The 25033-nt window shown below is 37.1% G+C and carries 24 protein-coding genes; 16 read left to right on the plus strand and 8 right to left on the minus strand.

Annotation, left to right across the window (positions count from 1 at the left end; all coding sequences use genetic code 11):
- Positions 1-24 precede the first annotated feature (24 nt).
- Complete coding sequence (gene modA, locus CS937_RS13425; protein ID WP_099158994.1) at positions 25-801, minus strand: molybdate ABC transporter substrate-binding protein; 777 nt, start codon at positions 799-801, stop codon at positions 25-27.
- On the minus strand, positions 798-1295 hold the full coding sequence (locus CS937_RS13430) for a DUF1189 family protein (protein WP_099158995.1): 498 nt from the start codon (positions 1293-1295) through the stop codon (positions 798-800). The genes modA and CS937_RS13430 overlap by 4 nt, the downstream gene beginning before the upstream one ends.
- Positions 1296-1811: 516 nt before the next feature.
- Here CS937_RS13430 and CS937_RS13435 point away from each other — a divergent pair.
- From CS937_RS13435 to CS937_RS13500, 13 genes are all read left to right on the plus strand, one after another.
- The gene (locus CS937_RS13435) at positions 1812-2759 is read left to right on the plus strand and encodes a YybS family protein (protein ID WP_099158996.1); all 948 of its coding nucleotides are present in this window, start codon (positions 1812-1814) and stop codon (positions 2757-2759) included.
- A 31-nt stretch (positions 2760-2790) separates the two neighbouring features.
- Positions 2791-4764: a DHH family phosphoesterase gene (locus CS937_RS13440; protein ID WP_099158997.1), complete on the plus strand. Its 1974-nt coding sequence runs from the start codon at positions 2791-2793 to the stop codon at positions 4762-4764.
- A complete protein-coding gene (gene rplI, locus CS937_RS13445) occupies positions 4761-5207 on the plus strand; it encodes a 50S ribosomal protein L9 (RefSeq protein WP_099158998.1) in 447 nt (148 codons plus the stop codon). The genes CS937_RS13440 and rplI overlap by 4 nt, the downstream gene beginning before the upstream one ends.
- A gap of 513 nt (positions 5208-5720) precedes the next feature.
- Entirely contained in the window at positions 5721-7088 is a 1368-nt protein-coding gene (gene dnaB / locus CS937_RS13450) for a replicative DNA helicase (protein WP_099158999.1), read from the plus strand.
- Between the two features lie 351 nt (positions 7089-7439).
- Entirely contained in the window at positions 7440-8726 is a 1287-nt protein-coding gene (locus CS937_RS13460; RefSeq protein ID WP_099159001.1) for an adenylosuccinate synthase, read from the plus strand.
- A 425-nt stretch (positions 8727-9151) separates the two neighbouring features.
- Positions 9152-10639 (plus strand): peptidoglycan DD-metalloendopeptidase family protein, encoded by a 1488-nt coding sequence (locus CS937_RS13465; protein WP_099159002.1) that lies wholly within the window; start codon positions 9152-9154, stop codon positions 10637-10639.
- Between the two features lie 561 nt (positions 10640-11200).
- On the plus strand, positions 11201-11905 hold the full coding sequence (gene yycF / locus CS937_RS13470) for a response regulator YycF (RefSeq protein ID WP_099159003.1): 705 nt from the start codon (positions 11201-11203) through the stop codon (positions 11903-11905).
- Positions 11906-11911: 6 nt separating this feature from the next.
- Entirely contained in the window at positions 11912-13738 is a 1827-nt protein-coding gene (walK, locus tag CS937_RS13475; protein ID WP_099159004.1) for a cell wall metabolism sensor histidine kinase WalK, read from the plus strand.
- A complete protein-coding gene (locus tag CS937_RS13480) occupies positions 13735-15069 on the plus strand; it encodes a YycH family regulatory protein (RefSeq protein ID WP_099159005.1) in 1335 nt (444 codons plus the stop codon). The genes walK and CS937_RS13480 overlap by 4 nt, the downstream gene beginning before the upstream one ends.
- Before the next feature lie 2 nt (positions 15070-15071).
- Positions 15072-16001, plus strand: coding sequence for a two-component system regulatory protein YycI (locus CS937_RS13485; RefSeq protein ID WP_099159006.1), 930 nt, complete (start codon positions 15072-15074; stop codon positions 15999-16001).
- Positions 15998-16795, plus strand: coding sequence for an MBL fold metallo-hydrolase (locus tag CS937_RS13490; RefSeq protein WP_099159007.1), 798 nt, complete (start codon positions 15998-16000; stop codon positions 16793-16795). The genes CS937_RS13485 and CS937_RS13490 overlap by 4 nt, the downstream gene beginning before the upstream one ends.
- Positions 16796-16933: 138 nt before the next feature.
- On the plus strand, positions 16934-18154 hold the full coding sequence (locus CS937_RS13495) for a S1C family serine protease (RefSeq protein ID WP_099159008.1): 1221 nt from the start codon (positions 16934-16936) through the stop codon (positions 18152-18154).
- A gap of 271 nt (positions 18155-18425) precedes the next feature.
- Entirely contained in the window at positions 18426-18878 is a 453-nt protein-coding gene (locus tag CS937_RS13500; protein ID WP_176555836.1) for a hypothetical protein, read from the plus strand.
- 90 nt (positions 18879-18968) lie between these two features.
- Here the strand turns inward: CS937_RS13500 and CS937_RS13505 are convergent, their stop codons facing one another.
- Entirely contained in the window at positions 18969-19349 is a 381-nt protein-coding gene (locus CS937_RS13505; protein ID WP_099159010.1) for a DoxX family protein, read from the minus strand.
- A 315-nt stretch (positions 19350-19664) separates the two neighbouring features.
- Between CS937_RS13505 and CS937_RS13510 the strand changes: the two genes are divergently transcribed.
- Positions 19665-21380, plus strand: a complete 1716-nt coding sequence (locus tag CS937_RS13510) for an ABC transporter ATP-binding protein (protein ID WP_099159011.1) — start codon at positions 19665-19667, stop codon at positions 21378-21380.
- A gap of 223 nt (positions 21381-21603) precedes the next feature.
- The gene (locus tag CS937_RS13515) at positions 21604-21900 is read left to right on the plus strand and encodes a 4a-hydroxytetrahydrobiopterin dehydratase (RefSeq protein ID WP_099159012.1); all 297 of its coding nucleotides are present in this window, start codon (positions 21604-21606) and stop codon (positions 21898-21900) included.
- Between the two features lie 88 nt (positions 21901-21988).
- Here CS937_RS13515 and CS937_RS13520 read toward each other — a convergent pair whose 3' ends face one another.
- The gene (locus tag CS937_RS13520) at positions 21989-22474 is read right to left on the minus strand and encodes a GNAT family N-acetyltransferase (RefSeq protein ID WP_099159013.1); all 486 of its coding nucleotides are present in this window, start codon (positions 22472-22474) and stop codon (positions 21989-21991) included.
- 71 nt (positions 22475-22545) lie between these two features.
- Positions 22546-22875, minus strand: coding sequence for a hypothetical protein (locus CS937_RS13525; protein ID WP_099159014.1), 330 nt, complete (start codon positions 22873-22875; stop codon positions 22546-22548).
- A 91-nt stretch (positions 22876-22966) separates the two neighbouring features.
- Between CS937_RS13525 and CS937_RS13530 the strand changes: the two genes are divergently transcribed.
- Positions 22967-23341, plus strand: coding sequence for a MerR family transcriptional regulator (locus CS937_RS13530; RefSeq protein ID WP_099159015.1), 375 nt, complete (start codon positions 22967-22969; stop codon positions 23339-23341).
- 10 nt (positions 23342-23351) lie between these two features.
- On the opposite strand, the gene CS937_RS13535 is transcribed toward CS937_RS13530, so the two are convergent.
- From CS937_RS13535 to CS937_RS13545, 3 genes are read right to left on the minus strand one after another with little or no spacing between them, the layout of a single operon-like run.
- Positions 23352-23789: an NUDIX domain-containing protein gene (locus tag CS937_RS13535; RefSeq protein WP_099159016.1), complete on the minus strand. Its 438-nt coding sequence runs from the start codon at positions 23787-23789 to the stop codon at positions 23352-23354.
- A 16-nt stretch (positions 23790-23805) separates the two neighbouring features.
- Positions 23806-24183, minus strand: coding sequence for a group-specific protein (locus tag CS937_RS13540; RefSeq protein ID WP_099159017.1), 378 nt, complete (start codon positions 24181-24183; stop codon positions 23806-23808).
- 28 nt (positions 24184-24211) lie between these two features.
- Positions 24212-24757: a GNAT family N-acetyltransferase gene (locus CS937_RS13545; protein ID WP_099159018.1), complete on the minus strand. Its 546-nt coding sequence runs from the start codon at positions 24755-24757 to the stop codon at positions 24212-24214.
- Positions 24758-25033: the final 276 nt, after the last annotated feature.

A 25033-nucleotide genomic window follows, 5' to 3' on the forward strand; every position in this document is an offset into this window, starting at 1 on the left:
GAAATGTCCCACCCTAATTTATTACTAGTTATTCGTAAACCCATTAGCATCTAAAATTGATTGTGCGGTGTCACTTTGTAAAAATTCAACAAATTTTTTGGATGCCTTAGCATGTTCACTTGCTGAAGTTACAGCTGCTGGATAGACGATTGGAGAGTGCCAATTATCGTTGGCTACATCTAATAACTTTACTTTGTTGGAACGTAACATATCACTACCGTAAACAAAACCAATTTCCGTGTTTCCTGATTCTACATAAGCAAGTACTTGGCTAACGTCTTTTGCATAGACAAATTTATCTTTTAGCTCGTCCCACTTATCCAATTTGACCAGTACTTCTTTTGCATAATTCCCAGCTGGTACACTCTCTGGATTCCCTATCGCAATTTGATCAATGTTAGTTTGATTAAGGTTATTAAATGAGTCCAATTTTAATTCGGAGTTTTTTTTGCCAATCATAACAAGTTCATTTCTAGTAAAGGTTATTCGCGTATCTTCTATAATTAGTTTCTCGCCTTCTAAAACTTCCATCCAATTTTGATTAGCAGATAGAAATACATCTACTGGAGCACCTTGTTGAATTTGTTGAGCAAGCTTTCCAGAGCCGCTAAAATTTAATGTAACCGTAACACCAGGATTTTTTTCTTCGTATGCTTTACTAATAGTTGCAATTGCTTCTGATAAACTAGCGGCTGCAGACACGAAAATTTCTGTGGATTCCTTGTCTTCTTTCGATGTATTGTTTTCTGTACATCCTGATAGAATGAAAAAGCAGGTAAGTAAAAGCAAAATGTATCTCAATGTTTGTCTCCCCTTATCCGTTTTTTTGGGTAAATGGTAATAATTTTGATTAACAATATAAATGTATAGCCTAAAAATAACCACAGCCAATTATCATCTATCGGTACGATTAAGGCAATGATCGTATAAATGATAAAAGGGATTGTTGTTGTATAGGCACTCATTTTCCATAGTAGTGCAAATCGTACCTTTCGATGCAATAATTGACTAATCCAAGTACCAATATAAGCAACAGCAGATAACATCACAAATACAAAAATGGTTAATGGCAGATAATAAAAAATAAAAAAGTACATAAGTAAGAATAACAGGTTCATATCAGCGCCAGGACCGCTTGAAGATGCTATTCGATCAATTAATGAGGGAATAGAGACAAGCAATAGTAGAATAAACATGTAAACCACAGTAGTGTCCATCCCAATTCTATTTAGTCTAAATACTGCTTGTTTATTTGGTAATTTAATACTTTCGGAAAGTGCTTGCAAAAAATTCATTTAGTTCATCCTTATTTATAAATTAGCCTAACATCATTATAATAAAACTTACGGAAAAATGCGCTGATTGTTGATGAACAATCCATGACATTTTACGGATTGCTTGTTTTTGTAAAGATTATAAGTACCACAGTTGAACAACCAGCCGCCCGCGGAAAGCGAATGACTGGAGCGGAAATCACGTTGCTGTTACATCGCATTTTATATCAACTAGTAAGCAAGATTCAGGGATGAAGAAAGTAGGGGTTTTGCATATACGTGTCAAGCAGTCGAAAATACACAAAGAATTCTCGAGAGTATTTTGGGCTGCGGATTAAATGGGAATAATAGTTACGAAAGCAACCTTCCATAGGAACAAAAACTAACAATATTTTCGCTGTTCAGCAGATTAATTGCCCAGGAAATAAATGTTTCTACTAATTTCAACACCAAATTTCACGTAAAAAATGTTATCATATTATAATGAGATAAATTAGATAAAGATCTGCCAGGATATAAACTAATGAGGTGCAATATATGAATGGTTCAAAAAAACTTACAGACGGGTTACTATTAACTGCTATTTATATCGTTTTATTATTAGTAGCATTTTACGTTCCGTTAATTGAGCTAGTAGCTACATTTTTACTACCAATACCGTTTATCATATTCGCTTTTAGATATGATTGGAAGCCAACGTTATTAATGTTGGTAGCATCCATTGTATTATCAAGCTTATTTGCAACGGTATTTTCACTTCCACTTACCATCCTAATGGGGGTTGGAGGAATTATGATTGGAAGTGCTATGCATAAGGGATCATCTGCCTATGAAACATGGGCACGAGGAACAGTAGGATTTGTAATTGGCTTAGTGTTTATCTTTTTAGTAACACAGCTTGTTTTTGATATTAATATCGTGAATGAAATTGATTCGATGATTGATGATTCTATGCAAACAAGTCAGGATATTATGGAACAATTTGGCTTGGCAGAGCAGGCGGACGATCAATTGCTGATGATTGAACAATATGTATCCATGCTAAAAGATCTTCTTCCGGTTGGGATTGCGCTTATAGCAATAATAATGGCGTTTATTAGCCAGTGGTTTAGTTATAAGGTGATCAATAGGCTGGATAACAAGAAACTTCATTTTCCGCCATTTCGTAATTTAACGTTTCCGGTATCATTAGTTTGGATTTACTTTTTTGCATTAATCGTATCGTATTTTGAACTTGACCAGAATGGAACGTTGTTTTTAGCGGTCAATAATGTACTTGTTTTAACTGGGTTACTCATGACGATTCAAGGTTTTTCGTTTATCTTTTTCTTTGCACATCAGAAAAACAAGTCAAAAGCATTGCCAATTGGTAGTGTTATTTTGACATTACTTTTTCCATTACTATTGCTTTATCTTGTACGAATCTTAGGTATAATTGATATAGGGTTTAGACTTAGAGATCGTATTGATAAGGATAAGAAATAGGTGTGGAAATAGGTTGTAGGAGCTGAGTTCTATGCCAGATATACAAAAGAAGCCGACGCTTAGCAGACATTTGTGGATTATTTATCTATTATCAATTATTTTGCTAGGTGTTATATGGTATTACCAATGGGTATTAGGACTGTTGATGACATTATTTTTGGCAGCGTCCTTTTACTATAGTATAAAGAATGAAAAAACCTTAATTAATGAGACTGAGGAATATATATCAACGCTCTCTTACCGTGTGAAAAAGGTCGGGGAAGAGGCGCTTTTAGAAATGCCCATTGGTATTGTCTTATTTAATGAAGACTATTTTATTGAATGGGCGAATCCATATATGAATCAGTTTGCTGAAGATGATACGTTAGTCGGAGAATCACTTAATCTCCTTTCCGAGGACTTGATTCCGATGATCAAGGAAGGAAAGGATGAAATATGGTTTGAGTTAGGTGATTTTGGATTTCAAACTACGATCAAAAAGGAAGAACGCTTGTTGTATCTGTTTGATCGAACGACGCAAAACGAAATCCAAACACTTTATAAAAATGAGCAGACGGTATTAGCAATTATTTTCTTAGATAATTATGAGGAAATTACTCAAAACATGGATGATACACTAAAGAGTCAGCTGAACTCTAAGGTTACATCGGTCTTAAACAGTTGGTCGCAATCATATGGTATCTATTTAAAACGGACATCGCAGGAACGCTTTTTGGCTGTTGGAACGAAAGAAATTTTACAAAAGCTAGAAAAATCGAAGTTTGATATTTTGGATGAGGTTCGTGAATTAAATGCAGAACAAAACTTATCGTTAACACTTAGTATGGGAATTGGTTTCGGCAGTATGGATTTACCAACACTTGGGGAATTAGCACAGTCTAGTCTTGATTTAGCACTCGGCCGTGGTGGTGACCAAGTAGCATTGAAAGATGACTCCGGTAAAGTACGGTTTTACGGTGGAAAAACAAACCCGATGGAAAAACGAACAAGGGTTAGAGCTCGAGTTATCTCCCATGCACTAAAAGAGCTTGTAAAGGAAAGTGACAATGTACTGATCATGGGGCATAAATCACCGGATATGGATTCACTTGGTGCCGCTATCGGTATTTTAAATATTGCTAAAGCAAATGATGTAGAAGGTTATATCGTGTTTGACCGTGATGACGTTGATACAGGTGTCCATCGTCTTGTTGAAGCGATTAAAGCAGAAGAAAGCATATGGCAATATTTTATTGAGCCGGAAGAGGCCGAAGCAATCGTATCAAGCAGAAGTTTGGTTGTTGTAGTTGATACGCACAAACCATCATTGGTAACGGATGAACGGTTACTAAATAAAACGGAATATAAAGTAGTGATTGATCATCACCGCAGAGCGGAAGAATTTATCGAAAACCCAACTCTCGTATACATGGAACCATATGCTTCCTCGACCGCTGAGTTAGTAACAGAGCTTTTAGAATATCAGCCGAAAACATTAAAGCTAAAAATGCTAGAGGCAACAGCATTGCTTGCAGGGATTATTGTTGATACGAAGAGCTTTACATTGCGTACCGGTTCACGAACCTTTGATGCCGCATCTTATTTACGTTCAAAAGGTGCAGACACGGTACTTGTGCAACAATTTATGAAAGAAGATTTAGATGTATATATAAAACGTAGTAAGTTAGTTGAACGGGCAAAGGTTTATCGTCACTCAATTGCTATTTCAAAAGGAGAACCTGGAGAAGTATATGGCTCTGTGTTAATTGCTCAAGCAGCAGACACGTTGTTAACGATGAGTGGCATTAATGCTTCATTTGTTATCTCGGAGCGTAATGACGGAAGAATCGGCATTAGTGCAAGATCACTAGGTGAAGTGAATGTGCAAGTTATCATGGAAAAAATGAACGGTGGTGGTCATTTAACCAATGCAGCCACACAAATAGAAGATACAACAATTAATGATGCTGAAGCACTCTTAAAAGATATACTTGTAGAATACTTTGGAGGAGGAGACGAAGAATGAAAGTAATTTTCTTAAAAGACGTTAAAGGAAAAGGGAAAAAAGGCGAAGTGAAAAATGTATCTGATGGCTATGCTCGTAATTATTTGTTGAAAAATAAACTAGCAGAAGAAGCAACTTCTGGGAATATGAAAGCATTAGATGCGAAGAAAAAGAAAGAAGAAAAATTAGAGCAAGAAGAAAAAGATGAAGCAATTAATTTAAAGGATGCATTAGCAGATCTTACAGTTGAATTAAAGGCTAAGTCTGGTGATGCTGGTCGCTTATTCGGTTCCATTACAAGCAAACAAATCGCAGAAGCATTAGAAAAAACACATGGATATAAAATTGATAAACGTAAAATAGAATTAGATCAACCAATTCGTGCACTCGGCTATACAACTGTTCCAGTTAAACTTCATCCGGAAGTGTCTGGATCGATTAAAGTGCATGTAGTTGAAAAATAAACGCAGTTTTCTAATAGATTTTTGATAGATCTATAAACTACGAGATAAGTGATGTAGCAATTTTACCAAATTTTATTGCTTTCTGCCCCGCAGCCCGTATACACTTCGCACTCCGGGGTCTCACCGATGCCTCTCATCCCCCAGGAGTCTCCGTGTATACGGGCTGCTCGTAAGAAAATATATGTTTTTCTATTTCTTATAAAAAAGTGAGAGTATAAAGTAAGCAAATATCAGCGAAGGAAATACACGGAGACTCCTGTGGGAAAGCGAAGATGATGAGACCCTCAGGGAGCGGTCTTTGCGAACGAGGAGGCTCATCGCGAGCACACGGAAAGCGTGGTGTCTTTCCGTAGCGGTATAAGGGGCACCGAACATGATTTTTTACGTACTGTAAGGCTAAGAGAGTACCAAAATTTATGAAAACAACAAAATAATAGATGACAATCTTATATTTATACGAGACAAGTTAGTACTAGTACTAGTTTAAACACCTCTACTAGAGGGGGGAATATGATGAATGAAAATTGGAATGACCGTACACCACCACATAATATAGAAGCAGAACAAGCAGTAATCGGTGCAATCTTTTTAGAACCGGATGCATTTTCTACAGCATCCGAGCTATTAGTTCCAGAAGACTTTTACCGAGCTAGTCATCAACGTATTTTTGAGACGATGATGAAGCTTTCTGATAAAGGGGAACCAATCGACCTTGTAACTGTTACGACTTCACTATCAAATGCAAAAACGTTAGATGAAGTTGGCGGAGTCTCTTATTTAACGGATGTTGCCGGAAGTGTCCCGACAGCAGCTAATATTGGTTACTATAGTAAAATTGTTGAGGAAAAGTCAGTATTACGCCGTCTGATCCGAACAGCAACTGATATTGTTACGACAGGTTTCACACGTGAAGATGAGGTTGAGGATGTTCTAAACGAAGCGGAAAAGAACATTTTAGAGGTATCACATCGCCAGAATTCAGGTGCCTTTAAATCTATTAAAGATGTGTTAATTGACGTTTATGATAATATTGAAACCTTACATCACCAAAGTGCAGATGTAACCGGTGTGCCAACAGGGTTCCGCGACCTTGACCGAATTACATCGGGGTTTCAGCGTAACGACTTAATTATTGTTGCTGCTCGTCCATCTGTTGGTAAGACAGCATTTGCCTTAAATGTTGCACAGAACGTTGCCATTAAAACAGATGAGAACGTAGCAATTTTTAGCTTGGAGATGGGAGCAGATCAACTCGTATCAAGGATGCTTTGCGCAGAGGGTAATATCGATGCACAACGATTGCGTACTGGTAGTCTTGAACCCGATGACTGGAGTAAACTTACAATGGCTATGGGGAGTCTATCGAATGCAGGAATATATATCGATGATTCGCCAGGGATACGTGTTAGTGAAATTCGCTCTAAATGCCGTCGCTTGAAACAAGAGCATGGTCTTGGAATGATTTTAATAGATTACTTGCAGCTTATTTCTGGAAGTGCAAATTCAAAAGAGAACAGACAACAAGAAGTTTCTGAGATTTCTCGTTCATTGAAAGGTCTAGCACGTGAATTAAATGTTCCATTAATTGCATTGTCACAGCTATCCCGTGGTGTCGAATCACGTCAGGATAAACGTCCGATGATGTCTGATTTACGTGAATCCGGAAGTATTGAGCAGGATGCCGATATTGTTGGTTTCTTATATCGTGATGATTACTATGACCAAGAGTCTGAGAAACAAAATATTATTGAAATAATCATATCTAAACAACGTAACGGTCCAGTGGGAACAGTCGAACTTGCATTTGTGAAAGAATATAACAAATTTGTTGATTTGGATCATCGGTATCAGGAAAGTGATATTCCACCGGTGCCGGTATAATACTTGGAAAAACAGCTCTTTATTGGGGCTGTTTTTTTGTGTTCCATTAGGGTTGATAACTGGTTTTTTGGTTAACATAGGAGCGTGAGGGTTTTCACTAAGGCAATGTTATTGCAGTGTGTTGTTTCTTCTTCATGCTGATCTTTATCCAGGTGGTAAAAACCCAGCCTCGGCTGGCGTTGTCTACCAGCTACTCAATTTAGCAGCACCAAATTACCACGACGTTTACCGAACATTAAATTATTATATTATATTAATGTTCGTATTTACATTGACTTACATTGTTATTATTGATAAAATTACTCTGTTACTTACTAAATATACAAATGATAATTCATATGGAGGTGCACTATGTCCTCAGTAGTTGTAGTTGGAACACAGTGGGGAGACGAAGGCAAAGGTAAAATTACTGACTTTCTATCTCAAAATGCAGAAGTTGTTGCTCGTTATCAAGGAGGCAACAATGCTGGGCATACGATCAAGTTTGATGGGATTACGTATAAATTACATTTGATTCCATCAGGTATTTTCTTTTCAGATAAAACATGTGTGTTAGGAAATGGCATGGTAATTGATCCGAAAGCGTTTGTTGAGGAGCTTGCATACTTACATGAACGCAATGTTTCAACAGATAATTTACGTATCAGCAACAGAGCACATGTGATTTTACCGTATCATTTACAGCTTGATGTTCTTCAAGAGGAAGAAAAAGGAGCTAATAAAATTGGTACTACAAAAAAAGGAATAGGTCCTGCATATATGGATAAAGCAGCACGAAGCGGCATTCGTATTGCTGACCTTTTAGATAAAGAAACATTCCGAGTGAAATTAGAACAAAACCTTAAAGAGAAAAACCGCTTGTTTGAAAAGGTATATGAAGTTGATCCAATAAAAGTTGAAGATATTTTAGACGAATACTACGAATACGGACAACAGTTAGCAAAGTATGTTTGTGATACATCAGTTGTATTAAACGATGCACTTGATGCTGGACGCCGTGTTTTATTTGAAGGTGCACAGGGAGTTATGCTTGATATTGATCAAGGAACATATCCGTTTGTCACATCTTCAAACCCAATTGCAGGTGGTGTAACCATTGGCTCTGGTATTGGTCCAACAAAAATAAATCACGTTGTGGGAGTGTCAAAAGCCTATACAACACGTGTAGGAGACGGCCCATTTCCTACTGAATTACACGATGAAATTGGAAACCAAATTCGCGAAGTCGGTCGTGAATATGGGACAACAACAGGGCGACCTCGCCGTGTCGGTTGGTTTGACAGTGTAGTTGTTCGTCATGCTCGTCGTGTTAGTGGTATTACAGATCTTTCACTAAACTCATTAGATGTATTGACTGGAATTGAAACATTGAAAATTTGTGTTGCATATCGTTATAAAGGTGAAATAATGGAAGAATTCCCAGCAAGCTTAAAGGTGCTGGCAGAATGTGAACCGATTTATGAAGAAATGCCTGGATGGACGGAGGACATAACTAAAGTCAAAAATCTACATGATTTGCCGGAAAATGCAAGGCATTATTTAGAACGAATCTCACAACTCACTGAGATTCCGCTTTCTGTCTTCTCAGTAGGGCCGGATCGTTCACAGACAAATGTTGTAAGAAGTGTATATAGTTAAAGGTAAAAAGATAACGCTGCTGATCAAATGAATCAGTAGCGTTATTTGTTTTTGTATTGTACATTAGAGAATAAAAAGATGCATTCTGTACTATTGGAAGTATTAATATTACATATTATTCCATAAATATAGATAGTAGGTAGTGCTTCTAGTGTGGAATTTTGTAACATGATTGTAAAAAACGCTTTAAATAGTTCAGTGAAAAAGTAATAAAAAGTAACTTTATACACGATAAGGATACAATGACCTTTTCGCAATGGTAAAAAATTGGAATATATTATACATTTTGTTTACATTATGTCATTTCCTGTTTTCCCCCTATTAAACATATGATAGATTAAGAGGTGATACTTGAGAAAGTCTATTAACTTGTACGAAATAGAGAGAAATGTATAACACGTTTTAGTAAGGGGGAAATAAGTATCGTGCTAGAAGGTAATCAGAAAGGTAAGCGTAAACGGTTGAGCTTACTGAAAAAAACGGCAATAACTACATGTTTAGGCTTAAGTCTTACATTTACGACAGTGTACGCAGATGAATCAGCTGAATTAGAGACTATTTATCATGTATACGTTGACGGTGAACACATTGGTAAAATAGACGATAAAGCTGTAGTAGAAAATATAATGGACGGAAAAGTCACAACTGGCCAAAAAAAATTCGACAAATTCGAAATGACGATTGGCGAAAATGTATCATTCGTTCCAGAAAAGGTTTTTAATCCTACATATAATAATAGTAAGGTTTCCGATATATTAAAAAATGAACTTTCCGTAAAGGCTAAAGCAGTAGAATTAAAAATAGCAGATGAAACAGTTGGTTATTTTAAAGATCAAGAGACTGCTGATGCAGCTTTAAAAGCATATAAAGCAAAATATGTTGATCAGAAAAAGCTAGAAAAATTAGAAGCAAAAAAGTCTGAACAAAAACAATCTCAGGAAAAAACAAATCCATCTGAAGCAAAAACAAATCCATCTGAAGCAAAAACAAATTTATCTGTTGGTGACTCTATTCTATTAGACTTAACACTATCAGAAAAAGTTTCATTTTCTGAACAAAAAGTTTTACCGAAAGATATAGTAACGGTAAAAGAAGGTGTGAAGCTGTTAGAAAAAGGCACCCTCAAAGAAAAAGTACACAAGGTTCAAGATGGTGATGTACTTGGTGGGATTGCTAGTCAATATGATTTATCATTAGACAAATTGCTAGAGTTAAATCCTTCCCTTGACGAGGATTCGCTTTTACAGCTTGACCAGGAAATTAATGTTACAGAATATAAACCATTTGTTGATGTAATTGTGAAAGAAGAGAAAAAAGTAGAAGAAACAATCAAACATGAAACTGAAATTATCGAGTCAGACGAGCTTTACAAAGGTGAAACAAATGTAAAGCAAGAAGGTAAAGAGGGTAAACAAATCGTTCATTATGCGATTGAAAAACAAAACGGTAAAGTTACTTCAAAAGAAGCTATTGATAAAAAAGTAACAAATGAACCAGTTAAAAAGATTATTATTAAAGGAACAAAAGTAATACCATCACGGGGTTCTGGAAACTTACACTGGCCAACTATTGGGGGATATGTTTCAAGTAACGTCGGGGTGCGTTGGGGTCGTATGCATAAAGGAATGGACATCGCACGCCCAAGCAACCGCGCGATTCTTGCAGCAGACAATGGCGTTGTAGTTGAGGCTGGAAGAGACGGAAGCTTTGGAAATAAAATTGTAATTAATCATAATAATGGCATGAAAACAATTTACGCTCATCTATCTTCCATCGGTGTTCAAGTTGGTCAAACAGTTGAACGAGGAAGTCAAATTGGTGTGATGGGAGCAACTGGTAATTCAACAGGTGTTCACTTACACTTTGAAGTCCATGTTAATGGTTCGTTACAGAATCCACAGAAATATTTCTAATTGACAATAAGGAAAGCTGACTCGAGTTATTTATTCGAGTCAGTTTTTTTTGATAGGTAAGAAAGTATAAAATTTAGGATTTGTTCAGTTTTCTATAGAGTTAGCCATGTCCAGCCCAGCGCCCAGAGACTGATGGACATCCCCTCACCTCCGTACGATAAGGTCAACATCGATTCGCTACTCACCCGAGTTTCCTTTATCTTCTGCGTAGGAATGTTCGACTAAAACCACCGCTTTGCGCGACAACGCCGAACCACCCTGCTTGGCAGGGCGCAGTCACACGTCTCTAAACAAGCGCTTGCGCTTTTCTTAATGATTTTTAAGTCATAATGGTTGATTTGAGCACCGTTAGACAGGGGATTGAAGTAATCATTAGCTATATATAAAGACATTTTCTTCAAAGTACGATAAAATAGACAAAAGCATGTGATAAAGAAAAATGCTGAAATAAAAAGTAGAGGCAAAAGGTCAGATTGATGAAAGTCGGTGTAGTTAGCTGTTTTCATTGTCTGGTTTATCCTTAGTTACTATATAAGTTATTTTATAAAGGATGTGACTGTAATGAGTCAGAAGATTTTAGTAGTAGATGACGAACAGCCAATTGCAGATATATTGAAATTCAACTTAGAAAAAGAAGGATACCAAGTGGTTTGTGCTTACGATGGGGACGAAGCAATTGAACTTGCAGAGGCAGAAAAACCAGACTTAGTTTTATTAGATATTATGCTGCCAAATAAAGACGGAAATGAAGTGTGTCGTGAAATTCGTAAAACACAAACGATTCCAATCATTATGCTAACAGCAAAAGATTCGGAAATAGATAAAGTGCTGGGTCTTGAGCTTGGTGCTGATGATTATGTAACAAAGCCATTTAGTAATCGGGAGCTTATTGCACGAGTCAAGGCGAACCTGCGCAGACAACAACAGGTTCCGGATGATACAGTGAAAGCCACAAAGGATATAGTTATTGGTAGTCTTGTTATTCACCCGGATGCATATGCGGTGACACGTGATGGCGCACAAGTAGAATTAACACACCGTGAATTTGAGTTGTTGCATTATTTAGCACGCCATATTGGCCAAGTTATGACTCGAGAACACTTACTGGAAACCGTATGGGGTTATGATTATTTTGGTGATGTAAGGACTGTTGACGTAACAGTCAGACGACTTCGTGAGAAAATTGAGGAGAATCCAAGCAACCCTATGTGGATCGTTACACGTCGTGGTGTTGGTTATTATTTACGTAATCCTGATCAGGAGTAGGTTTTTATGAAAAAAGTGGGCTTCTTCCGCTCCATACAATTAAAATTTATCATTATATATATATTATTGTTGCTTGTAGCGGTTCAAGTGATTGGGTCTTATTTTGCCCAGAGACTTGAGGAAACATTAAGGACAAACTTTGAAGACTCGGTTAGTAACAATGTAAAGTTAACAAGTACGTATTTGGAACAGGCATTTACAAAAGAGCGTACTGAAGATGGACCTGAAAAATTACGACAGGATGTACAGGAAATTGTTAGTGAGGTTGAAAAAGAAGAAATGAGCTTTCAAGTTGTCAATAACCTTGGAATCGTTTTGGCGACCAACGACTATTCCAGTACAACTAATGTTGGAAAAAAGACAACGAATCCAATTATTCAAATTGCACTAAATCATGGAGAATCAAGAACCAAAAGAATGTGGGATTCTAAAAATAAGGTGCGTCTATTTGTAAAAGCTGTGCCAATTTATAATGATAAGCAACTTGTTGTTGGTGCTATATATATACAAGCATCACTTGAAGGTGTTTATAGTCAATTGGAGACAATTAACCAAATATTTTTGAAGGGGTCGATTTTAGCTATTGCCGTATCGGCTTTTTTGGGTATTTTAATTGCAAGAACGATAACCAAGCCGATTTTGGAAATGCGTAATCAGGCGCAAACAATGGCTAAAGGAGATTTTACGCAAAAAGTAAATGTATATGGAGCGGATGAAATTGGTAATCTAGCTGAAACGTTTAATGATTTGAACGAGCGGCTCAAGCATTCCTATGCAACCATAGAGGAAGAACGGCGAAAATTAAGCTCCGTTCTGTCAAATATGTCAGATGGGGTCATCGCAACCGATCGAACGGGTGCCATTACGTTAATGAACGATGCAGCAGGGAAGCTTATTGGCATGAATCCCGAAGATATTAGGAATGAATATTTACCTGAGATATTACAATTGGGTGAAAAAGATGTGGACATTACCGAATTACATGATAGTGGATCTATGATTATTGACTTAAGTGAAGACGATGATATTTTTCTAATTCGTGCAAATTTCTCAACTATTTCTGATGATGAAGAAGATATTATTGGTTTTATTACAGTAATAAGTGATGTAACGGAACAGGAACAAATTGAACAGGAACGTCGTGAATTTGTATCTAACGTATCACATGAGCTTAGAACCCCATTAACAACGATGCGCAGCTATATTGAAGCACTGACAGATGGCGCTTGGCAAGATAAAAATATTGCCCCTAAATTTCTTAGTGTTACACAAAATGAAACAGAACGTATGATACGCATGGTAAATGATTTATTGCAGCTATCGAAAATGGACAATAAAGACTATGGTTTACATATGGAAAAGACAGACTTCCTAGCCTATTTAAACCATATTATTGACCGTTTTGCCATGAATGAACACGAGGGTATTAAGCTCCAACGGGAATTACCAAAAGGCCAATTTTATGTTTGGATGGATAAAGATAAAATGACCCAGGTATTGGATAACATTATTTCCAATGCCATTAAATATTCACCAGAGGGTGGAACGATTCGATTTAAAATTGAAAAGCAAAGGCATCAGTTGTTGGTTAGTGTTCAAGACCAGGGAATAGGGATTTCATATGATAAGGTCGATAAAATATTTGACCGTTTTTATCGGGCTGACAAAGCAAGAACGAGAAAGCTTGGCGGGACAGGCTTAGGTCTTGCGATTGCAAGAGAATTAGTGGAAGCACACCATGGGAAAATTTGGGCAAAAAGTAAAGTGGGAAAAGGGACAACGATTTTCTTTACACTTCCGCTAATGAACAAGAAGCGGAGGGGTGACCAATGAAACTAGAAACGGCTAAATCATTAGCATTAACGGTATTGGTTGGCGTAAGTTTATTGGTGACATTGGGTTTATGGAACTTTAAACCTGATTATCCATCGGTTAATAATCAAATTGAGGTCGACATGGATATTGGTGGAAGAGAGGTTACACAAAAAGACATCGTTGAGCCAGAATCGATAATGTTCCATCAGTTTAATAACCATTATGGATTTAAAAACCCGCAGAAACGTCAAAGTTTGTATCGGGATATGCAATCATGGGTGTTATATAATTTTGGAATCAAAGAGTCAAATGGCGCACCTTCAAACGACTATCAAGTTGAACTTATTTTCCCAGATGCATTATCTATGGGGATTGTGAAAACTATTTTCAAATTAAACGAAGAAGATACGTTTTTACCTGATTGGTCATTTAAGCGGATGTTTATCACATTTGACTTAGATTCAAAGGCACTGAAGGTTCATTTCCTATCAGAAAATGAACAAAAGCAAGCAATTGCATCTGTAAATAACGCTGAAAAGTATGATCTCCTGTGGCAATATGTAACGACACATAAGGATTTAAAGGAGTATGTTACCTTCGACGATTCCGATTCTCTTGTATATATTCCAAAAGATTCTATGAAAATGACTCAACGGTCATTCACAGTGACTACTACTGATACGGATCAACTCGTTGATGCCTTATTCAATAAACCGTCAATTGTAAGTCGCTCTAATATTGGAGAACCTTATTTTACTGATTCAATAAGTGGAATGCGATTGCGGCATGACGGTAAATTGATGGAATTAACTAGTCCGCAAGTCACATCGAATGATGAACGTATGAATAATTTAGATGTCTTAAAATATAGCGTTGATAATATTAACGAACATATGGGGTGGACGGGCACATCCAACGTTGAGGAAGGCTGGAATAGTGAATATAACTTTGTGCACATGGATGCAGCATCGAATCGGCTGACGTATCGCATGTTTTACAATGGGTATCCAGTTTATAATAGTAATGATTTAACAAAAATTGAACAGGAGTGGCATAACCTTGATCTCTATCAATACCAACGACCATTATTTAGTTTAAATAATTCATTAGGTGGCGAGTCAGTGGAATTACAGTCTGGGTTAGGCGTAACCTCTTATTTACAAAACCATCCTAAATATAAGGTAGATGATATTATCGACATTAAAGTTGGTTATGATTTATCTGTACAACAAAGTGCAAGTATACAATTTTATGTAAAACTTGAACCTGCCTGGTATATTAACGAAAATGGAACTTGGAAAAAAATAGATTTTGGTGATGAAATTCCGATTAACAAAGGAGGGAGTTGAGGATGCAATGGAGTCAAATAAAAACACTATTTATCCTCTGCTTTCTTATTCTGGATATATACTTATTATATCAATTTATCACTAAACAGGATGAGTCGGATTTAGATACATTGGAGCAACAAAATTCAACAATTGAACAGCGGCTTAAAAATGAAAACATTAAAATACAACCTGAATTAGATGAGGTTAATTTAAAGGAGTCCTATATTTCAGTTCCTCAAAAGAATTTTACAGAAAAGGAATCTACCACATTAACTGGTTTTGAAAATCAATCAAGTACGATCATTAATAATGATTTAATCGTATCTCAATTTGAAAAGCCAATACCTTTACCAAATGACGTAAAGGACGAAACGATAGAAGAGACGATTAAAAATTATATTTTATTCCCAGATGATTATGATTTTTGGGGTTGGAATAAAAATTTTAATGTCTTGATTTTTTCACAAATTAAAGACGGACGACCAGTATATCTTAATCAAAGCGGGATGCTCCTTGTATTTCTAAATGATAACAATGAAATGAGTTTCTATGTGCAGACGATGATGGGAAAAGTTGATGACCTGGATAGTGTCAAGCCTTTATATGAACCTATTCAAGCTATTAATAATTTATTTACTGAGAATTATCTGTATACAGATGATGAAGTTACGGATGTGAAAATTGGTTATTTTACGGCAGTTAATGTTACAGATGGTACGCAAACATTAGCACCAACATGGAAAATAAGTGTAAAAGGTGAACGATTGTATTTTGTTAATGCAATTGAAGGATTTGTATTTTCCAGCGATGAAGTTCAATTTTTACAGGATTCGATAAAAATGATTAAAGAAGAAGTTGGAACAATGGAAGATAAGAATGATTTGAAAAAAGAAGTTTTAAACGAACTTAGTCAGTGGCCAGAAGTTATTAATCGGAGTGAGACAGAATGACATTACGTTTTAGTGTATTGGCATCAGGAAGTACGGGAAATGCTTTTTATATAGAATCTGAGAAAGAAAGGTTACTTGTTGATGCTGGGCTAAGTGGAAAACAGATGGATCGGCTGCTGGGCGAGGTTCAAGTAGACCCGTCATCCCTAACAGGAATCCTCGTGACCCATGAACATAGTGACCATATAAAAGGATTAGGTATTGTAGCAAGAAAGTATAATTTGCCAATTTATGCAAATGAAAAAACATGGAAAGCAATGGAAGGATCCATTGGCAAAATTGCATTAGATCAGAAGTTTGAGTTTGGATTGGAACAGGTAAAAACATTTAGTGATATCGAAGTAGAATCATTTGGCGTATCCCATGATGCAGCAGAACCGATGTTTTATACCTTTCATCATCAAGGAAAAAAGGTAGCACTTGTTACGGATTTAGGTTATGTATCAGAGCGAATCAAAAAAACAGTTGAAGATGCAGATGCGTATATTTTTGAGGCAAATCATGACGTTGGTATGTTACGGATGGGAAGATATCCATGGAATGTAAAACGACGTATCCTTGGAGACTCTGGTCACGTTTCTAATGAAGATAGTGGATTAGCACTATGCGATATTATAGGGAATCGAACGAAACGAATTTATCTAGCCCACTTAAGCTTAGATAACAACATGAAGGATCTAGCTCGTATGTCTGTTAGTAACGTATTGCAGGAACGAGGTTTTGAACTTAACAAAAAAATCAACATTTTTGATACAGATCCGAAATCACCAACGAAGCTGTATGAAGTAGTGTAGAACAAATGGTTGTCCTGTATGTTTAACTTATTAGTTGGTATGGAAATAATAAGGAGGCAGCATTAGAATTGTATTTTAGCATATTTTGATGTTAGAAAGTCATACTATATCAGAGAATAAAATGAAGGGGATGAATGAATGGACTATTACGATAATCATAATCCACCACCAAGCCCTAATAAGAAACAAAAGCGGCGGTGGCTATTCCCTGTGTCAATTGGTGTTATTATTGGCGTTCTCGTTGTTCTTGTGGCGTTGCCTTCCTTGTTAGAAACAAACATACTTCCAGAAACATGGACAGGACAATTAGAACAAGGGCAAGAGAGCTCACAAGGACCACAGGACGGTGACTCTCAGGAGAACTATGTAAATGTTGATGTATCTACACAAGTAACGGAAGCGGTGGAAAAAGTAAGTGCGGCCGTAGTAGGAGTTACGAATATTCAACGACAGTCTGATTTTTGGCAGCAACAAGAAAGCCAAGCAGGTACGGGATCAGGTGTTATTTATAAAAAAGATGATAAGTATGCCTATGTTGTAACAAATCATCATGTCGTAGAGGGAGCCGATTCAGTCGAAGTGGTATTTTCTGATGAAACTCATGTGCAGGCAGAGATACTTGGAAGCGATTTGTTTTCCGATTTAGCTGTATTACGGATGGACGCTAAACATGTTGATAAAACGATTCAAATGGGATCATCGGAAAATGTGAAGGTCGGTGAACCAGCTATTGCGATTGGAAATCCACTAGGTATGCGGTTTTCTGGTTCAGTTACGCAAGGGGTCATTAGTGGGAAACAACGCACGATTCCTCAAGATTTTAACCAGGATGGACGTGCAGATTGGCAGGCTGAGGTAATTCAAACCGATGCAGCTATTAACCCAGGTAACAGTGGTGGTGCCCTTATTAACGTTGAGGGACAGCTTGTCGGAATTAACTCGATGAAAATCAATCAAACAGCTGTAGAAGGTATAGGATTTGCCATTCCAATTGATACAGCACGTCCCATTATTCAAGAACTTGAAGAAACAGGTAAGATTATCCGTCCGTATTTAGGTGTAGAGATTTACTCCCTTGATGAAGTTCCACAAACAGAATGGGAAAAAACGTTAAACCTTCCAAATGAAGTTGAAGGTGGAGTATATATTTGGAGTGTTGAGTCGCTGTCTCCAGCGGACAAAGCGGGACTTGAACGACTGGATGTCATTACCCATCTTGATGGTGAGGAAGTCCTTAATATGATTGATCTTAGAAAAATTCTTTACCATGAAAAAGAAATTGGTGACGTTGTCGAAATAACCTTCTATCGAGATGGAAAACAACAGACAACAAAAATAAAACTTGGTCAACAACGATAACAATTAAAACTGCTTCTAAATGGGAGCAGTTTTTTAGTGGTGTTTAGTGTATTGGTGTAGATCATTGGTTGATAAAGGGTTGATATCAGCTGATAAACAATAATGAAACGGTTGATTATTCCGAAAAATACTGTCGATAAACGTGTTCACATCAAGTCTTGCAGAAGTTATCCCCAGCTTGTGGAAAACCTGTAGATAATCTCTATATATAGTAGAGAATAAATGTTCTACAACAAAATAGTCGCGAACATTTGTGCATATGTGGATAACTTTGGGGATAACCTGTTACTTACCTGTTAGTTTATATATAAGTAAATATCGGCAGGAGAGCGGGAATATCGGCAGGAGAGTGGGAATATCGGCAGGAGAGTGGGAATATCGGCAGGAGAGCAGGAATATCGGCAGGAGGGCAGGAACATCAGCAGGAGAGCAGGAATATCGGCAGGAGAGCGGGAATATCGGCAGGAGGGCAGGAACATCGGCAGGAGGGCAGGAACATCGGCAGGAGAGCGGGAATATCGGCAGGAGAGCGGGAATATCGGCAGGAGAGTGGGAATATCGGCAGGAGAGCGGGAATATCGGCAGGAGGGCGGGAATATCGGCAGGAGAGCAGGAATATCGGCAGGAGGGCAGGAACATCGGCAGGAGAGCAGAATATCGGCAGGAGGGCAGGAATATCGGCAAGAGAGTGGGAATATCGGCAGGAGAGCGGGAATATCGGTAGGAGAGTGGGAATATCGGCAGGAGAGCGGAAACATATCAGCGGGAGAGCAGAAACATCGTCGTGAAAACGGCAACCCCCCCTTCTGATTCTCTACTTAAACGTCTTTCCCGGCGCGTGCTGCCAAAGCACAACCAATAAGATAAGCATAACGATATCCAACCTCGCTTCAAAAGCAAATGAAAGAAAGCCTTGGTTCGTTGTTAGGATTGGAATCTTAGTAAGAAAAATAGCTGCTAACATAATAAAAATAAGTGCAGCCGTTGCTCGTTTTAAATACATTTGACTGATGATTAGTGCACCACAAACGATTTCGGTTACAGCTACAAGAAATAGGACCGATTCTGAATATGGTAGCCCCAGATTACTAAAAACTACTTTAAAATCATCAACTAATAATTTCAATATGCCAGTTATTATGAAAACATAACCGACAGCATAACAAATCCAATTTGTCATCGGTAATTTTTTCATTAAGTCACACCTCCAACAATAATTTCCGTTTAGCAATAACGGCTGATTGGTAAATATATATGCACGTACATAGACAACCTTGACAAGCAATTTGCGAAACACATAAAAAAGGCTGTCCTCACAAATCCAGGACAGCTTGCTTTTATATATAGCAGAAATTTGTCCATGAATGAACTACTAGATAAGATGATTGGACATACTAAAGGATAGGGTGAAAATCTCGACTTATGAATAAGTAAAACAGAGCCTTCTTATTGCTAATAAGCCAATTAACACTTATAATTTCCATATAGATTAGAAAAGGAAGTGCAACACGTGATACGACGTTTTTTCTCCTACTACACCCCGCATCGGCGGTTATTTATTATTGATTTCAGCTGCGCAGTAATTGTTGCTCTATTAGAGCTAGCTTTTCCAGTGGCTGTTCAAAAATTTATAGATGAGCTTTTACCAGGAAGGAATTGGGACTTAATCGTTCTTGTAAGTATTGGGCTTTTGCTCGTTTATCTACTCAGTACCTATTTGCAGTACATTGTTACGTACTGGGGTCATAAGCTTGGGGTTAATATTGAGACAGATATGCGACAGCAGTTATTCAATCATGTACAAAAGCAGTCATTTCGCTTTTTTGATAATACAAAAACGGGTCATATTATGAGTCGAATAACAAATGATTTATTCGATATTGGTGAACTTGCCCACCATGGACCGGAAGACTTTTTTATTGCAATCATGACATTTGTAGGTTCATTTTGGATCATGTTTGTTTATAGTCCAACACTAGCATTGATTATTTTATGTGTTGTTCCAATTTTAATTTGGTTAATTTCATATAGTAATATAAAAATGAATAAAGCTTGGCGTACCATGTATCGTGATATCGCGGAAGTAAATGCTCGTGTTGAGGATGCGGTTTCAGGTGTACGCGTTGTACAATCATTTACAAATGAAAAACATGAAATGCAACGTTTTACAAAAGACAATTATAGCTTCCGTAAAGCAAAAGTAAGTGCGTATAAAGTGATGGCATTCGTTCATTCCAACATCTATATGTTGATGCGCTTGATCGTATTAATCGTTCTTGTTGTCGGATCATGGTTAACGTTTAATGATAAGATGCAGATGGGAGATTTAGTGGCATTTGTATTGTTTACCAATGTTTTATTTAAGCCTATTGAAAAGATAAGTGCTTTATTAGAATTGTATCCAAAAGGTATGGCTGGATTTAAAAGATTCACAGAATTGCTTGACGTAGCTCCCGAGGTTGTTAACCGTAAAGATGCAGTAAAAGTGGATTCTTTAAAAGGTGATATTAATTTTGATAAAGTTACATTTGGGTATGAAAAAACACAAGGACCAGTATTAAAAGCGCTCAACTTAAATATCCGTGCCGGGGAAACTGTGGCATTTGTTGGACCATCTGGTGCCGGGAAAACAACAATTTGTTCACTTATTCCCCGTTTCTATGACGTGGACAGTGGCGGTATTTTTATAGATGGTATGGATGTCCGTGACATGACAAAGGAATCACTGCGACATCAAATCGGAATCGTTCAACAGGATGTGTTTCTATTTACGGGTACGTTACGTGAAAATATTGCATATGGAAAACTCGATGCAACCAATGAAGAAATTGAGCAAGCAGCAAGACGTGCACATATGGAAGCATTTATTGCAGAACTTCCAGATGGCTACGAAACACAAATCGGTGAACGCGGATTGAAGCTTTCCGGTGGTCAAAAGCAGCGTATAGCCATTGCACGAATGTTTTTAAAGAATCCGCCAATCTTGATTTTGGACGAAGCGACATCGGCGCTGGATACAGAAACAGAGATGATCATTCAAAAGGCATTAACAGAATTGGCTAAAAACCGGACAACCCTTATTATTGCCCACCGACTAGCAACAATAAAAAATGCTGATCGGATTATGGTTGTAACGAAAAATGGTATAGAAGAAGAAGGGAATCACGAAGATTTATTGAAACGTGACGGCCTATTCGCACATCTTCACAAAGTACAAATGCGATAACGAATTACTGGGACATGGGGTCTGACCCCATGTCCCACCCACAACATATTCACAACGGTATTGGACTTTTCCACACAGTTATACACAAAATTCTGTGGATAACCTGTGAATAATAATGATTTGGGTGTACAGATGCGTTTATTAAGGAGCTTTAGCGGGAAATTTGATAAACTAAAGACAGCAGCATGATACGGAACAGACTAATTTAAAAGGAGGCAAATAGATGGAACGCTTAACTGAGGAGCAAATAAACCAAGAGCTTGAGAAATTACCTAACTGGAAAAGGCTTGATGAAAAATGGATTGAACGGAAATATCGCTTTAAGAATTTCCTAGCTGGTGTGCGCTTTGTGGATCAAATCGCTTCATATGCAGAGGAAAAGCAGCACCATCCTTTTATATCAATTGATTATAAGGTTGTTACGCTTAAGATTTCGTCTTGGCAGGCTAAAGGTTTAACGGATTTAGATTTTGAAATGGTAAATCACTTTGATGAACTATATGAAACAGTAGATAAGTGAAGCCAGTAGAATTTTGTCGATATTTCCCGGGAAATGAATGTACAAATATGTTCTACAAAATGAAAAGGCTCGCTAAGCAGCGAGCCTTTTATACCTTTAAAACCATCCGAATAGTTCGCAGCATATGACCATCGAAATCATCATTAAATTCAGAGACAATTTCAAAACCTTTTGCCTCATAAAAATTTTTGCCAATCATATTATCGCGCTCTACATTGATAAAAACCTCTTTTACATCTTTTAAATCGTTTATACCTTTTTGCAATAACGCAGTACCTATTCCGTTCCCTTGATATGCTGGGTACAAATAAATTGCACCTAATTCCGTTTCACCTTCCTCATTGACGGGAGAAAAATTTGCAAATCCAACAATTTCATCGCCTGCTTCAGCTACGAATAAGTGCGAATGCTCTAAACGCAGCTTCATTCTCTCATCATTATAAGCAGCTTGTAAGAAGTTACTTTGAACCTCGTGCGGAATAATACCTTCATATGTGTGATTCCAGCTGGTCTTTGCTACGTGTTGCACGTGGTGGATGTCTTGCTCTACCATGTTGCGAATAGAATAATCCATAACATCAACCCTTCCCAAACTATAATTTTAAACAGTATATCATTCGAATCACGATTTTGGGACAGTATTTGTTAATAATTATATAAATGTAGAACAAGAATAGTTCCCATTAATGCACCAGTTACAATATAGTGCTTCCAATTATTTTTTCCAAACAGAACTAGCCCATTGGAAATACGGGAAATGAATACAAGTACAATCGCAAAAGAAACCCAAATTAGATGTACATTTATAAATACATGCAAAATACCTAATACCATAAAATAAGTATGACTACTTATAAAAATTAGTAAAGAAATCAATTTACCGAACTGCATATTTGGAGAATTTTTGAGGAAATAAATCAAACCACCTGTTATACTGATAACACAATATAAAATTATTAAGTAACTATGAATCATATACAACACACCTTTAAGTTAGTTTGTAAATCTATCGTACATAGTGGGGTTGACCCCATGTAAATAGTTATTTAACGGGAGAGAAAAGTTAATGAAAATTGGGGAATTCATTAAAGAGGTAAAGTCAACGAAGGATACGGTGCGTCACTATGAAGAAGTAGGAATGATTCAACCTGATTGGCAAAATAACAGACGAATATATACTGAAAAAGATATACAGGACTTTCATGCTATAAAAGAAATGCAAAAATTAGGATTGTCACTTAAGGAGATTCATTTAGTTTTTGAAATCAAGCGGAATAATGGATGTGGATCAAGTGAATTGTTAGCGGAAATAACGGAAAAGATGGTCGAGAAGCAACAACAAATTCTCATTGAGGAACGGACGCTTAAGAGGAAAAAAGATGGAATCAAAGAAATGCTGGAATTGTTGAGCGGCATAACGGCGTATGAAAAAAAGAATTGAGAAAGAGCTCTCAATTCCTTATCTTTTGAACTACTATTCCCTCAGCCCTTCGAATACTATCCTTCAAATAATCTGGAGCCTTAGGATTATTCAAAATTTCATCGGTTGTCATCCAAAAAATAGCAGCCATCTCATCAGGACTTTTTGCAATAGCCTTTCCTGATTCGAATGCACATAGAAAAACAACATTTACAACGTGTTGACCAGCATCGGTAACGAAAGATGTACTATAAACATATTGCGGTCTTTTCTGAATGACTAAGCCTACTTCTTCTTGGATTTCTCTTAGGACCGTCCTTTCCAAAATATCTGATGAGAAACCTTCAACTTCTACCTTGCCACCAATAAGAGAAAGTTCACCACCTGCATGCTCTTCTTGTTCACTACGTTTACCAATAAGCCATTTATCATCTTTAAAAATTGCCCCTTCGACATTAACAATAAACATAACAGAACCTCCAAAATTATGTTAATCCAATTTTTTTTATAAAATCATCAACCTCACCAAAAAAACGTTCTACCCCATCGAGATAATAAAATGTTGAGGCATTAGCGGGATCTATTTGTTCAGATGAATAGATATGCACTCTCTTCCCTAACCCCAGCGCTATACCTAATTCTACATGACTCCCTTTGCCAGCCGGAAGTAGTAACAGGAACACATCACAATCAGCGACGGCCTGTTTTTCTAACGTTCCTATTGCATGCAGCTGTGCATTTGTAGTTGCCCGCTGATTTTTCGTCCAGTCATAAGTCTGTGTGTACCCTTTCAACATAAGCTTCTGGCTTATATAATGTACAGCTTGTTTATTTGCAAAACTTGAGGCAATATAAAATTTCATATGTACCGATTCCTTTCAAACTAAAAAACTATTTTTGTACCCACTCATTTGCGAGCATCCCATAAACAACGTGATCAACATAATGATCATAAAGCCATTCAGCCTGTCTGATTTGCCCTTCTTGCGTATAGCCAAGACGTTCTGGAATCGCTCTGCTTTTCCTGTTTTCATAGGCAGCACGTATTTCTACTCGGTTCAGCTTTAATTCCTGAAATGCATAATCAGTTAACGCATGGACAACTCTCGTCATAATTCCCTGACCTTGAAAGCCCTTATCCATCCAGTAACCAATCGTAGCCATTTTGTTGGACCAATCAAGCGTGTTAAACCCTGCAGTTCCAACAAGGTCCCCTTTATAAAGGATACCAGTAGTAATTCCTTTTCTTTCCACATACATTTGTAACGTGTGATGGATAAAACCCTTTGAGTCATCAACAGTTTTTGTATGATCTACCCATGATAGCCATTCGCGCAAATAGCTCCTAGAGTTATCTGTTATATAAAATAATGTTTCCGCATCTTTTTCATCTAATAATTTCAATGCAATATCTTCATCAATCTCATGTACAAACATGGTCATTCCCCCATCTGCTAATCTAGTTTAGCTAATCATATCACAAAATTCAGTCGATAAAAGGTAATAAATTTTCAAATCGTACCACTTTGAGATAATAATATAAGCAAAAAACACCTGTAGGCTTAAGTACTCAATTTGTTGCTACCTAATTGTTTAATTATCTAACTAATGCTATTATTTAAAATAATATCATAATTATATCGCCTACATGTTTAAAGTATAACTTCATATACATACGCTTATAATTTACTGTAGAAAATTTATTTCATTAAG

The organism is Virgibacillus ndiopensis (assembly GCF_900187325.1).
In the GTDB taxonomy this organism is placed as follows: Bacteria; Bacillota; Bacilli; order Bacillales; family Amphibacillaceae; genus Virgibacillus_E; species Virgibacillus_E ndiopensis.

What these genes read in the sequence shown, in the direction of transcription:
- CS937_RS13505 (WP_099159010.1), bottom strand. Translation starts at nt 19,349, where the DNA reads ATGAAAAAATTACCGATGACAAATTGGATTTGTTATGCTGTCGGTTAT.
- CS937_RS13515 (WP_099159012.1), top strand. Translation starts at nt 21,604, where the DNA reads ATGGAACGCTTAACTGAGGAGCAAATAAACCAAGAGCTTGAGAAATTA.
- dnaB (WP_099158999.1), top strand. Translation starts at nt 5,721, where the DNA reads ATGAATGAAAATTGGAATGACCGTACACCACCACATAATATAGAAGCA.
- walK (WP_099159004.1), top strand. Translation starts at nt 11,912, where the DNA reads ATGAAAAAAGTGGGCTTCTTCCGCTCCATACAATTAAAATTTATCATT.
- CS937_RS13485 (WP_099159006.1), top strand. Translation starts at nt 15,072, where the DNA reads ATGCAATGGAGTCAAATAAAAACACTATTTATCCTCTGCTTTCTTATT.
- CS937_RS13490 (WP_099159007.1), top strand. Translation starts at nt 15,998, where the DNA reads ATGACATTACGTTTTAGTGTATTGGCATCAGGAAGTACGGGAAATGCT.
- CS937_RS13480 (WP_099159005.1), top strand. Translation starts at nt 13,735, where the DNA reads ATGAAACTAGAAACGGCTAAATCATTAGCATTAACGGTATTGGTTGGC.
- CS937_RS13535 (WP_099159016.1), bottom strand. Translation starts at nt 23,789, where the DNA reads ATGTTTATTGTTAATGTCGAAGGGGCAATTTTTAAAGATGATAAATGG.
- CS937_RS13440 (WP_099158997.1), top strand. Translation starts at nt 2,791, where the DNA reads ATGCCAGATATACAAAAGAAGCCGACGCTTAGCAGACATTTGTGGATT.
- CS937_RS13520 (WP_099159013.1), bottom strand. Translation starts at nt 22,474, where the DNA reads ATGGATTATTCTATTCGCAACATGGTAGAGCAAGACATCCACCACGTG.
- CS937_RS13460 (WP_099159001.1), top strand. Translation starts at nt 7,440, where the DNA reads ATGTCCTCAGTAGTTGTAGTTGGAACACAGTGGGGAGACGAAGGCAAA.
- CS937_RS13435 (WP_099158996.1), top strand. Translation starts at nt 1,812, where the DNA reads ATGAATGGTTCAAAAAAACTTACAGACGGGTTACTATTAACTGCTATT.
- rplI (WP_099158998.1), top strand. Translation starts at nt 4,761, where the DNA reads ATGAAAGTAATTTTCTTAAAAGACGTTAAAGGAAAAGGGAAAAAAGGC.
- CS937_RS13495 (WP_099159008.1), top strand. Translation starts at nt 16,934, where the DNA reads ATGGACTATTACGATAATCATAATCCACCACCAAGCCCTAATAAGAAA.
- CS937_RS13530 (WP_099159015.1), top strand. Translation starts at nt 22,967, where the DNA reads ATGAAAATTGGGGAATTCATTAAAGAGGTAAAGTCAACGAAGGATACG.
- CS937_RS13525 (WP_099159014.1), bottom strand. Translation starts at nt 22,875, where the DNA reads ATGATTCATAGTTACTTAATAATTTTATATTGTGTTATCAGTATAACA.
- CS937_RS13540 (WP_099159017.1), bottom strand. Translation starts at nt 24,183, where the DNA reads ATGAAATTTTATATTGCCTCAAGTTTTGCAAATAAACAAGCTGTACAT.
- CS937_RS13430 (WP_099158995.1), bottom strand. Translation starts at nt 1,295, where the DNA reads ATGAATTTTTTGCAAGCACTTTCCGAAAGTATTAAATTACCAAATAAA.
- CS937_RS13545 (WP_099159018.1), bottom strand. Translation starts at nt 24,757, where the DNA reads ATGTTTGTACATGAGATTGATGAAGATATTGCATTGAAATTATTAGAT.
- yycF (WP_099159003.1), top strand. Translation starts at nt 11,201, where the DNA reads ATGAGTCAGAAGATTTTAGTAGTAGATGACGAACAGCCAATTGCAGAT.